Raw genomic sequence first — 10,535 nt, 5'->3', positions numbered from 1 at the left:
CCGCGATCAGCGGTGCCACGATCGGCGTTGCCACGATCAGCGCTGGGAACTGTGGTTCGGGGATTGAAGAGAAACATCGCACCGCCTCGATATCGAGTGGAAACCATGTGGCGATCCTGCGAGAGCGCAGCCGAAGGTCATCGACCTCGACGAAGGGTCGCTTCGAAGTCCGAACCTCCCCGAAGGTCCGAACTCAGGATCAGAATTTGTCGTCGTCAGGCGTCAGGCGCACCGCAGTGCTGCGGTGCTCAACGCAAGGCTAGAAACCGGTTGCCCACACCTGCTTCACCGGAAACGTTCGGCTTCGCGGGCAAGTTCGGTCAACCGTTCACACAACTGTGTGAGTTCCGAACTTTCGGCGCCCTCGGCAACAGCTGTCGCCACATCTTCGGCGGCGCAGCGGACCTCGAACATCCGATCCACCAGTTCGACAGCCTCGACGGCGGTCAAGATGACGGCGTCAGCCGGGATGGACGTGCCTTTGACAGCACTGCGTTGTTCGTAGGCGCGCTGGCGACAGGACTGGCTGCAGTACCGGCGACGACGACCCACTCCCGTCACCGCGACCTCGCGGCCGCACCACACACACGGGTTTCCGGAACGCACAGTCTGCGGTGATCCGACGCGTGTGCTCTCAGCCATGAGTCGACACTGTACTCGAGATTCGGACGCCTTCGATGAACGCGCACGGTACCCGGTAAGATGGAGAGGTTGCGTCTTCTCGCCACACGGGAACCAATCGGGTGCTCGTGGCGTTGTAGATGAGTGTGAGCGTCTACTCCCCAAGTCAGGGCGCCCACCAGCGGTGACGAACGAAGAGAGGACACCACCATGGCAGATCGCGTACTTCGAGGTAGCCGACTCGGAGCTGTGAGCTACGAGACCGACCGTGACCATGACCTCGCGCCCCGTCGTATGGCCAAGTACAAGTGCGAGAACGGCGAGATCTTCGACATCCCGTTCGCGGACGAAGCCGAGATCCCCGGTACCTGGTTGTGCCGTAACGGCCTCGAAGGCAGCCTCATGGAGGGAACTGCTCCCGAAGCCAAGAAGGTCAAGCCTCCCCGTACCCACTGGGACATGCTTCTCGAGCGTCGCTCGGTCGAGGAACTCGAAGAGCTCCTCAAAGAGCGTCTCGACTTGCTGAAGGCCAAGCGTCGCGGCGCATGAACTAGCACTTCGATCAAGACCGTCCGGTTCTACACCGGGCGGTCTTTCTCGTTCTTCGGGGAGTGATCGTTCACAAGTCGACGTCATACTTCGGCCCTTCTTCGACGTGGCAACTCCAGATGCTTCGCCGTACTGAAAGATATTTCAGTACAACGTCATTCAGCATCCAGGCGCGCTCGCGAGCCGACAGTGCGCGAATGCTGGATTCGCGCTGGAGAACCATCGGCACTGCTTCGTGCACCAGTGTGAGCTGTATCCCCCACCCTGCGACACACCAAACTTCGGTGCACCAAACTTCGATACGGCGTGAAACTTCGATACGGCATGGGGACACCTCGGATACTGTGTCGAAATGAGACCGTCAGGAATGTTTGTCGGCGCGGGCGCACTGCTTCTCCTTGTGGGCTGCGGAAGTGCCGAGTCCCCGGTGCTGGGCTCCGCCCCGGCTCCCCCGACAGCCGATCTTTCGATGCTCGAGCCGGCGACCTGCCTCGCCGACAATCTCGGCGCGTCGCTCGGCACCGGAGTGCTCGTTTCCGAACCGAAACCGATCCCCGACGGATTCACCCCCACTCACGTGATCACTTGCGACTTCGGTACTGATGACGATGGCGATGGCAGGGGCGATGACAATGGCGATCACACGATCGGTTGGGTCGAGCAGCATCGTAGGGGCGATCTGTCGGCTGTTCTGTCCGCCTTCAGAGTGCCCTCCGACCCTCGGGATCCCTCGTGCATGACCGACCAGCTTGTTCCGCCGACCGTGTGGCTTGTGGACGATCAGGGGTACGGTATGCGGCCGCTCGTTCCCCAGGGCGCCTGTGGCCAGTACAGGTGGGATGCGATCGAGGCGGTCAACACTCTGCCGGTCACCGAAACAATCGTGCACCAGGTTCCCGTCGGCGCGCGATGACTGCGACCTTCTAGTCGACCGTGAATCTTCGCATCGCCAGATATCCGAAAACGCCGACCAGGATCAACGTGACGCCCGCGGTCACGGAAACGGAGTCGGTCACCAGCCCTGCAATTCCGGTCACGGCTATGAACACCGGCAGAAAGTCGAACAGCCGGAAAATCGACTGCGGGGGTTCGGTATCGAGGCCCTGCGCCTGAGCGGCCTTGTTCGGCGCGTACTCGGGGTACCACTCGGTGAACGAGATCGCGAAGAAGGTTCCGAGCAACTGCAGAATCCATCCGGTCCAGAAGTTGTCACCGTCGTGCAGGCGTGCATCTCCGAACAGGCCCACCGCAGCCGACCAGGTGAAGGCGAGGGCCCATACTGCCGTGATGACGTAGTTGATGCGCAGAAACAGGGGCGTCGTCCAATACTCCTCGGGCGTCGACTCTTTCGCGTACTGCAAAGTGAAAGGATTGCGGAGCAGGATCGACCCGAAAGCGAAGACCACCAGTGTGATGTTGGTCAGTTCGCCTCCCCAGAGTTCGAACCACCGAATCGTGTTCGCCGACGCGAGTAGCCCGATGGCCGCCAGAACGCCGAAGAACGCGACGTCGAAGACCTCCAACAGCTTCACGGTGCCACCGCGCCGGTGACTGGCCGCCAAAATCAGCAGTGACAACCCCAGCGCGGCAGCTGCGGATTCCTCGAACCTTCCCGGCCCGGAGAGTAAAGACAGCAGGATCCACGGCGACAGGCCTGCGAGCGGTGATTGCAGAACCGCATCGACCACGCTCGTTTTACGAACTGCAATCTGTCGCTCGGCCTTTTCGGGCTCGGTCTTCTGTGGCTGAGTCTTCTCGGGCTCGGTCTTCTGTGGCTGGGTCTTCTCAGGCTCGGTCACGGAACGCCGCCTTTGCGCTGGAACGGGTGGCACAGCGAGTACCCGCCCAGGCGCCCCTCGGAACATCGACTGCCCGGTATCCGATGCTCAGCTCAGGTTGCTGCCGTCTTTTCGGCAGGTAGCTCGGCCTTGTCCCGGCGCCTGGCGATCACTGCCAAGGCAATCGCGCCGACAGCGATGATGCTGAGCACGATTTCCGGCGCCGGGCCTACTCGGGTGGCGAGGGTGGTGCTGGTCGAGAGCGGCACCTTCGCCACCAGTGCGGCAGGCACGAACAGTTCGGTCTGCGAAGTCACCGCGCCGTCGGGACCGATGATCGCGCTGACACCACTGGTCGCAGCAACGACCACCGAGCGGCCGTGCTCGACTGCCCGCACGCGCGACATCGCCAGCTGCTGATACGTCATCTCGGTGTCGCCGAACGTGGCGTTGTTGGTGGGTACCGCGAGAAGTTGTGCACCGTTGCGGACCGACTCCTGGAAGGCTCGGTCGAACGCCACCTCGTAACACGTTGCGACGCCGATGGGTACGTCCGCTGCGTGGACGACCCCGTTGCCCTCGCCGGGCACGAAGTTTCCCGCGCGATCGGCGTAGGACGAGAAGTTCCGGAAGAAGCTCCGGTAAGGCAGGTATTCGCCGAACGGCTGGATGATCTTCTTGTCGTGTTGTTCCTGAGGACCGTCGGCGCCGTCCCACACGATCACCGAGTTCGTGGTCGTGCGATCGGCATTGACGAGTACGGTGCCGACAAGAATCGGCGCTCCGATTGCTTCGGAGGCTCGGGTGATGTCGGCGGCGGCATCGGCGTTTCGCAGGGGGTCGATGTCCGAGGCGTTCTCCGGCCAGATCACGATGTCAGGCCGATCGACGCGGCCCGCGTCCACCTCGGCGGCAAGTTTCACGGTTTCGCTCACGTGATTGTCGAGGACCTGCTTGCGTTGCGAATTGAAGTCCAAGCCCAATCGCGGAACGCTTCCCTGAATCGCGGCGACGGTGATCGTTCGGTCGCCGGAACCCATGGTGGCCAGGAACGGCGACGCCACAAGAGCGATTATCACGGGCACGAGGGCAGCGGCAACGGCTCCGAAGAATCCTCGGTCCCATCGCTTGGCTGCGACAGCGACGGCGACTGCTGCCAGGCCTGTACCGGTCAGGGCCACCGCGAAGCTGAGCAGCGGCGCACCGCCGACACTCGCAAGAGGGAGGAGCCACCCTTCGGATTGACCGAATGCGAGCCTGCCCCAAGGAAATCCGCCGAAAGGAACGCTGGAGCGAAGCCACTCGGTGAGCGTCCAGGTCGCGGCAATCCACAACGGTGCCCACGGCAACCTCGCTACCAGGACAGCGAGCAACCCGAACAGTCCGATGAACAACGATTCCACCGCGGCCAACGCGATCCACGGGACCGCGCCTACGAACACACCGATCCACGGAAGCAGCGGCACCAGGAATCCGAGACCGGCCAGGTACCCGTAACCGAAGCCGGCACGCAGGCGAAGTCCGCCGCGGCCGAAGTTGGTCAACACACACGTCAGAAGAGCGATCCCGACGGGCGCCAAGAACCACAGTGGGCGGGGTGGGAACCCGGCAAAGATCAGGAATCCACCTGCGGCTGCGTAGAGCGAACGCAGCCATGCCGAACCGGTGAGCACAGCGTTCACGCGGGAGCGATCGTTGCCGGGCGCCTCGGCGCTGCGCTCACTCACTCGTCGAGCTGCGCTGATAGACGACGCGTCCGCGATGCACGGACTCGATGCAGACCGGAATCGGCGCATCTTCCGCCAACCTCGGCAGAGCGGGTACTCGCGAGCGCGGATCGGTGGACCATCGCTGAACCGAGTCGGCCGGTGCACTCACTTCGAGTTCGCCTGCCTCCCACAACACGTAGGAGGCCGGTGCGCCCGGATTGAGCGTTCCCGCGGCGCCGTCCCGCACGCCGCCCGCGCGCCACGCACCGCGTGTTGCTGCGGAGAAGGCCGCGCGGGGCGAGATCCCACTTCCATTGGTGCGGTGCTGAACAGCGGCGCGCAGCATCGCCCACGGCTCGATCGGGGTGACTGGCGCATCGGAACTGAATGCGAGTGAGACGCCCTTACCGGCAGCGGGGGCAAACGGATTCAGGGCCGCCGCGCGGTCGAGGCCCAGGCGTGTCGCGTACAGGCCGTCGGTGCCGCCCCACAGTGCGTCGAACACCGGCTGGACACTCGCGATGACGCCCAAGGCGGCAAAGGTTTCCGCGTCGGCCATCGACATCATCTCCGCATGTTCGAGGCGGTGACCCAGCGCGGCGACCTTGGGGCCACCCAGTTCGTCGGCCACTTTCCGGAACGCGGCAGCTGCCGACGACACGGCGCCGTCACCGATGGCGTGGAATCCGGCCTGGACACCCGCGAGGGTGCAGGCCCGGATGTGTGCGGCGATCGCGTCGACGTCGAGGTAGGCGTTTCCCGTCGAATCAGGTTGGTCTGCATAGGGTTCGAGCAACCAGGCGGTGTGTGAACCGAGAGAACCGTCGATGAAGAGATCCCCGCCGAGTCCGTGTGCACCGGTCTTGTCGAGGAGCGCGCGCGCGTCCTCCTCGCTGTCGACGCGTTCACCCCAGTAGCCCCGAACCTCCACGCCGTGATCGTGGGACAGGAGTTCCTGAAAGTCGGTCAATCCCGAGATGTCCGGTCCCCCGCACTCGTGAACGGCCACGATTCCGCGTGAGGCGCAGAGATCGAGCGCAGCGGTACGAGCAGAAGCGCGCTGAGTTTCCGTCAGCAGATTCCGAGCGGCATTGCGCGCCAGGTGGTGCGCGTCGAACGTCAACGGGCCCTCGGCTGAGTATCCAGCGGTGTCGGCGAGGCCGGAGATGCCGTCGCGCAATGCGCTCGAGCACGCGGCCGAGTGAACATCGATCCGCGAGAGATATACCTTGCGGCCAGGTGCCGCGGCGTCGAGATCTGCGGTCGACGGCGGCGTCTGCTCGGCCCACTCGGTGTCGTCCCAACCGTGTCCCCAGATGACTGCGTCGGGATGGGCAGTTTCGGGGTTCGCGGCTGCGAATGTTCGTACTCGCGAGAGGCATTCGTCCAGAGAGTTCGCGCCCACGAGATCGAGGCCGACGAGATTGAGTCCCAGTGCGGTGATGTGGACGTGGGTGTCGACGAACCCTGGAGTGACAAACGCACCGCCCAGGTCTTCGATCTCCGCGGCGGGGTGCAACGCCCGTCCGGCGCGCTCGTCGCCCACCCACACGACGGTGCCGTCGGTGATGGCGATCGAGGTCGCGTCAGGTGCAAATGAACTGTAGATCCGGCCGTTGACCAGCAGACGAGTAGTCACGAGCACCCAGTCTGCCTGTTAGTACTGCGGCCCCCGCGAACGGGTGGGTGTATCCGTGTCCAGAATCTCACCCTCGAGGACCAGTTCCTTGCCGTTGCTGGCTACGTACTCGGTGGTTTCGGGTGTCTCGACGATGATCTCGCCGTCGATCACCTCGCCGTTTCCGCGCATCCGCGCCGCGTAGCCGACGGTTCCGGCAAAGGCGTCACCACCGGCAGCAAATGCTGCTGCGCGCTTGCCTGCCAGGAGGACGGCAAGCGGGCGCAGTGCCCAGCGGGTCGGCGGAATCAGAAGCAGCAGGCCCAGAACGGAAGTCACGAGTCCGGGCACGAACATCAACGCGGAGCCTGCCGCGACCAAGGCGCCGTCGACGACCGCCAGTGACGGCGATCCCTCACCCCGCGTGGCCTTACGGAATCCGTCCATGACCCGTCGCCACTGCGAACGCATGAGGATCAATCCGACAAGCGATCCGGCGAGAAACAGCAGCACGGTCCAGGCGACACCGATGGCGTTGCCCACGATGACCAAGGCTGCGATCTCGACGATCACATAGAGGAGGAATACGGCGGCGATCATGACGTCCCCTTTCAGACGGTCTACCCGTTCAACGCTCGAGGGGCCGGTTTTTCTCCCGACAACCATGCAGACCTGCAAAACAGACGGCTGCCGTGAGTCACATGGGGCCTCTGCGGGGTGCCGTCGACTTGCCTGGCGTTAACTAACGCTCCGCTAACGATTCTAAACCTCAAGTTGACGTTGAGAGTCTGGACGTGGTCAAGTCACTTCGGGCCGCATTTCCCGGCCTCATGAAATGAAGGAGCCCGACATGAGCCGACTCCCCGGCAAGACACTCGCCCGACGCATCCCGGCTGCCCTCGCCGGCACTGCCGCCGTCGTGGCACTCACCGCCGGCAGCACGATGATGAGCGCCGGAACCGCCGCCGCAGAACCGGTTGCACCCGAGGGTATTGCTGCTCTGATCGCCCAGGCCGCGGCCATCTCCCCCGACGCTTCTGCCGCTGTCCAGCAGCTGATCGGCGCGGCAGGGGCCGACCAGATCACCGCAGCCCTCGATATCCCCGCCGTCGGCGTCACGAAGCCTCAGTCGTTCATGTACCCGGCACCGACGATCGGGTGCGGCATCGCCGGCGAGCCTGTCACCGTCACGCTCAGCTCCGCGCAGGCCGGTCCGAACTTCCCCTTGCCGCCGTGGGTCGAGGCCGATCACCTTCGTTTCCAGGCAATCCCGGGTTACGTGGGCATTCCCAAGACCTCAGGGTTGAGTGTCGCCTGGATCAACGTCGGCACGTTCAAGGGCGGCATCGTCCCGTTGGACGAGAAGTTGCCGGTACTCGATACGCCGTTGCTCTCGAAGGTCGTCGACACCGGTGACGGCAAGGTATTTGCCGCACTGTTCGGCAATGTCGACTACGCCGACGGAAAGTCCTGCATCGTGCTCCCCACAGTGGGCGCCTTTGATGCCTGACCAGAGCGAACCGCTCGCCGCTTGACAGGTGGCCGGCCTACGCGCCCGGAGTCACCAATCCGGTCTCGTAGGCCAGCACCACCGCCTGCACGCGATCGCGCAGGTCGAGTTTCGTGAGAATGCGTCCGACGTGCGACTTGATAGTCGATTCGGACAGGTACAGCTGCTGTGCGATCTCGATGTTCGACAGGCCAGTGGCCACGTGTCCGAGGACTTCGCGTTCGCGTTCGGTCAGGACGTCGAGAACAACCGGATCGCGTCGCGGCGCCGGACCGTCCACGATGAACCTCGACAGCAGACGACGTGTCACCTTCGGGGAGACAACCGCATCACCGGCCGCCACGCTGCGGATGGCCGACACCAGATCCTCGGGCGGGGTGTCCTTGAGAAGAAAGCCGCTCGCTCCGGCTCGCAGGGCGCCGAGCGCGTGTTCGTCGAGATCGAACGTCGTCATCACCAGGACTCGCGACTCGATCCCGGAGGCAAGAATCTGCTCCGTGGCTTTCACTCCGTCGACAATCGGCATCCGCACGTCCATCAACACGACGTCTGGCTTCAGCGCCACCGCCGCTGCGACCGCCGCGGCTCCGTCGCCGGCCTCACCGATGACCGAGATGTCTTCATGTGCTTCGAGCACCATGTTCAGGCCCATCCGCATGAGTTCCTGGTCGTCGACTAGCAGCACGGTGATGGGCACGGCGTAAACCTATCGGGCCTGAGACGTCGGTGCCAACGCGATTGCTCCGACACCTGGTTACAGAGACATCGCCTGGATCAGTCGTGGATCTCGAGTGGTAGTTCCGCATAGACACGCCAACTGCCGTCGGGGCGTCGTCCGGTCTCGAGTGTCCCGTGCAGTACCGCCACCCGCTCGCGCATGCCGACCAGTCCATTCCCCGAACCGTGAGAGAAGGTCGAACTCGACGTTCCGTTGTCGACCACCTCGAGCAGCACCGCGGTCTCGGTGCGGCGCACGGTGACTCGTGCCTTCGGATTTGCGCCGGCGTGACGGAGGACATTGGTCAGGGACTCTTGGACGAGGCGATGAATGCCCAGGCTGACCGACGGACTGACGTCGTCGAGTTCACCGGTCAGCTCGAGCCGCACGCCGAGTCCGGCGGCACGCATCATCTCGACGACCTTGGCGATACCAGCCGTTCCGTGTTGCGGCATCGCGTCGCTACTGACCTCGGTGCGCAGAAGCGAGACGGTCCGGCGAAGTTCGGCAAGCGCGTCGCGTCCGGTGCTGGAGATGTTGCCCAGCGCTTTCTTGGCCAACGCCGGATTGGATTCGACCGCGTACGACGCTCCGTCCGCCTGCACGATCATCACGCTGACCGCGTGGGCAACGACGTCGTGGAGCTCGCGGGCGATCCGGGTTCTTTCCGTGGCCACCGCATCTTCGGCGCGCCGATCCCGTTCGTACTCGGCCACTTCGAGTCTGGCTGCCACTTCCTCGTCGTACGCGCGCCGCGCGCTCAAGAACTCGGCGGTGATCCAGGCGAGCGCATAGAGCAGCGTCGCGATGATGATCGTGAGGATCACGTCTTGGCGGATCACGAGCAACGAGAGAGTCATGTCCAGCGCCAGGAAGCACGCGAAGATTGCCCCGGTTCGTCGATCGACGTAGGCAACGAGTGTGTAGAGCGAGACGCCGAGTGCCAGCAGTCCTGGATGTTCCGCAGCCGGGTCCCCTGTCGCCCACATCATCAGGGTCGCGAAATACGACATGGACAATATCGCCGCTGCGGAGGTGCGGGGAAATTTGCGACGCCACACGACCGGCAGACAGATCAGAAATCCGACGACGAGCTGAGGCCATCGTTCCTCGCGAGGTGAGCTCACGAACGTGACAACTTCGAGCGCGAAGAACACGAGCGCCAGAGCGCTGTCCGCGATCATCGGCTTTCCTCGCAGCCACAGGCTGAACCTCCGCATGTGCTCAAGAGTGTCACAGCTGTGAAAGAGTCACCGCCGTGGATATTGCTGATTGGGGACTGCTGATGACGGCAGCGACGGCGGCGGGTTGGGTGGACGCTGTCGTCGGCGGCGGCGGATTGATTCTGTTGCCCGCGCTCTTTCTGGTCGCGCCCCAATTGACCCCGCAGGCGGCCTTGGCCACCAACAAACTCACGGCCTTCACCGGGACGAGCGCCGCGGTGTACACGTTCTCCCGGCGAATCCCGATGGAGTGGCGGCAGCTGGCTCCGGCAGCTGCCTTGGCTGCGGTGACAGCCGCGTGCGGCGCGGCGGCCGTTTCACTGATCGACAAGAAGTACTTCATTCCGATCGTGATGGTCGTCCTCGTCGCCGTCGCCGTCTTCGTGACCATGCGTCCGACGCTGGGCACCACCATCGCCACTCATCGTCCGACGCAGCGCAAGACCGTTCTCGTCCTGCTGCTCTCCGCCGGACTCATCGGCCTCTACGACGGTCTGCTCGGACCTGGCACGGGCACGTTCCTCATCATCAGCTTCGCGACCTTCCTCGGAACCGAATTCGTCCGCAGCGCAGCGATGGCGAAGGTGATCAATCTCGGTTCCAACTTCGGCGCGCTCGCGTACTTCGCCGTCACCGGACATGTCTGGTGGAGTTTGGGTTTGGCTATGGCAGTCTGCAACGTTCTCGGTGCGGTCATCGGTTCGCGGATGGCGTTGAGCAAGGGATCCGGGTTCGTGCGGATCACGCTGTTGGTTGTCGTGATCGCCATGGTGATCCGCCTCGGATGGCAGCAGTTCGGCTGAGATCGG

At 63.9% G+C, this 10,535-nt stretch carries 11 protein-coding genes; 4 read left to right on the top strand and 7 right to left on the bottom strand.

What is annotated here, in order from left to right; genetic code table 11:
- Nucleotides 1–285: 285 nt before the first annotated feature.
- A complete protein-coding gene (locus tag ACFWEM_RS09200) occupies nucleotides 286–642 on the bottom strand; it encodes a hypothetical protein (protein ID WP_378533004.1) in 357 nt (118 codons plus the stop codon).
- A 189-nt stretch (nucleotides 643–831) separates the two neighbouring features.
- On the opposite strand from ACFWEM_RS09200, the gene ACFWEM_RS09195 reads away from it, so the two are divergent.
- Both ACFWEM_RS09195 and ACFWEM_RS09190 read left to right on the top strand, forming a co-directional pair.
- The gene (locus tag ACFWEM_RS09195; RefSeq protein WP_230815631.1) at nucleotides 832–1,170 is read left to right on the top strand and encodes an RNA polymerase-binding protein RbpA; all 339 of its coding nucleotides are present in this window, start codon (nucleotides 832–834) and stop codon (nucleotides 1,168–1,170) included.
- Between the two features lie 352 nt (nucleotides 1,171–1,522).
- Nucleotides 1,523–2,083, top strand: a complete 561-nt coding sequence (locus ACFWEM_RS09190; protein WP_378533002.1) for a hypothetical protein — start codon at nucleotides 1,523–1,525, stop codon at nucleotides 2,081–2,083.
- 10 nt (nucleotides 2,084–2,093) lie between these two features.
- Here ACFWEM_RS09190 and ACFWEM_RS09185 read toward each other — a convergent pair whose 3' ends face one another.
- The 4 genes from ACFWEM_RS09185 to ACFWEM_RS09170 form a co-directional block, all read right to left on the bottom strand.
- Nucleotides 2,094–2,879 (bottom strand): hypothetical protein, encoded by a 786-nt coding sequence (locus tag ACFWEM_RS09185; RefSeq protein WP_378534505.1) that lies wholly within the window; start codon nucleotides 2,877–2,879, stop codon nucleotides 2,094–2,096.
- Nucleotides 2,880–3,061: 182 nt separating this feature from the next.
- A complete protein-coding gene (gene lnt, locus ACFWEM_RS09180) occupies nucleotides 3,062–4,630 on the bottom strand; it encodes an apolipoprotein N-acyltransferase (RefSeq protein WP_378534503.1) in 1,569 nt (522 codons plus the stop codon).
- 37 nt (nucleotides 4,631–4,667) lie between these two features.
- Nucleotides 4,668–6,302 (bottom strand): amidohydrolase, encoded by a 1,635-nt coding sequence (locus ACFWEM_RS09175; RefSeq protein ID WP_378533000.1) that lies wholly within the window; start codon nucleotides 6,300–6,302, stop codon nucleotides 4,668–4,670.
- A 12-nt stretch (nucleotides 6,303–6,314) separates the two neighbouring features.
- Nucleotides 6,315–6,875, bottom strand: coding sequence for an FxsA family protein (locus tag ACFWEM_RS09170; RefSeq protein ID WP_378532998.1), 561 nt, complete (start codon nucleotides 6,873–6,875; stop codon nucleotides 6,315–6,317).
- A 250-nt stretch (nucleotides 6,876–7,125) separates the two neighbouring features.
- On the opposite strand from ACFWEM_RS09170, the gene ACFWEM_RS09165 reads away from it, so the two are divergent.
- Nucleotides 7,126–7,785 (top strand): hypothetical protein, encoded by a 660-nt coding sequence (locus tag ACFWEM_RS09165; RefSeq protein ID WP_378532996.1) that lies wholly within the window; start codon nucleotides 7,126–7,128, stop codon nucleotides 7,783–7,785.
- 37 nt (nucleotides 7,786–7,822) lie between these two features.
- On the opposite strand, the gene ACFWEM_RS09160 is transcribed toward ACFWEM_RS09165, so the two are convergent.
- Nucleotides 7,823–8,482 (bottom strand): response regulator transcription factor, encoded by a 660-nt coding sequence (locus ACFWEM_RS09160; RefSeq protein WP_003945024.1) that lies wholly within the window; start codon nucleotides 8,480–8,482, stop codon nucleotides 7,823–7,825.
- A 77-nt stretch (nucleotides 8,483–8,559) separates the two neighbouring features.
- Nucleotides 8,560–9,723, bottom strand: coding sequence for a sensor histidine kinase (locus ACFWEM_RS09155; protein ID WP_378446023.1), 1,164 nt, complete (start codon nucleotides 9,721–9,723; stop codon nucleotides 8,560–8,562).
- 38 nt (nucleotides 9,724–9,761) lie between these two features.
- Between ACFWEM_RS09155 and ACFWEM_RS09150 the strand changes: the two genes are divergently transcribed.
- A complete protein-coding gene (locus ACFWEM_RS09150; RefSeq protein ID WP_230815638.1) occupies nucleotides 9,762–10,529 on the top strand; it encodes a TSUP family transporter in 768 nt (255 codons plus the stop codon).
- The last annotated feature ends 6 nt before the right edge of the window (nucleotides 10,530–10,535 follow it).

This window comes from Rhodococcus sp. NPDC060176 (assembly GCF_042728675.1).
GTDB lineage: Bacteria > Actinomycetota > Actinomycetes > Mycobacteriales > Mycobacteriaceae > Rhodococcus_F.
The sequence above is the reverse complement of the archived record's forward strand: the minus strand, read 5'-3'. Positions and strand labels throughout refer to the sequence as shown.

What these genes read in the sequence shown, in the direction of transcription:
- ACFWEM_RS09200 (WP_378533004.1), bottom strand. Translation starts at nt 642, where the DNA reads ATGGCTGAGAGCACACGCGTCGGATCACCGCAGACTGTGCGTTCCGGA.
- ACFWEM_RS09195 (WP_230815631.1), top strand. Translation starts at nt 832, where the DNA reads ATGGCAGATCGCGTACTTCGAGGTAGCCGACTCGGAGCTGTGAGCTAC.
- ACFWEM_RS09190 (WP_378533002.1), top strand. Translation starts at nt 1,523, where the DNA reads ATGAGACCGTCAGGAATGTTTGTCGGCGCGGGCGCACTGCTTCTCCTT.
- ACFWEM_RS09170 (WP_378532998.1), bottom strand. Translation starts at nt 6,875, where the DNA reads ATGATCGCCGCCGTATTCCTCCTCTATGTGATCGTCGAGATCGCAGCC.
- ACFWEM_RS09165 (WP_378532996.1), top strand. Translation starts at nt 7,126, where the DNA reads ATGAGCCGACTCCCCGGCAAGACACTCGCCCGACGCATCCCGGCTGCC.
- ACFWEM_RS09155 (WP_378446023.1), bottom strand. Translation starts at nt 9,723, where the DNA reads ATGCGGAGGTTCAGCCTGTGGCTGCGAGGAAAGCCGATGATCGCGGAC.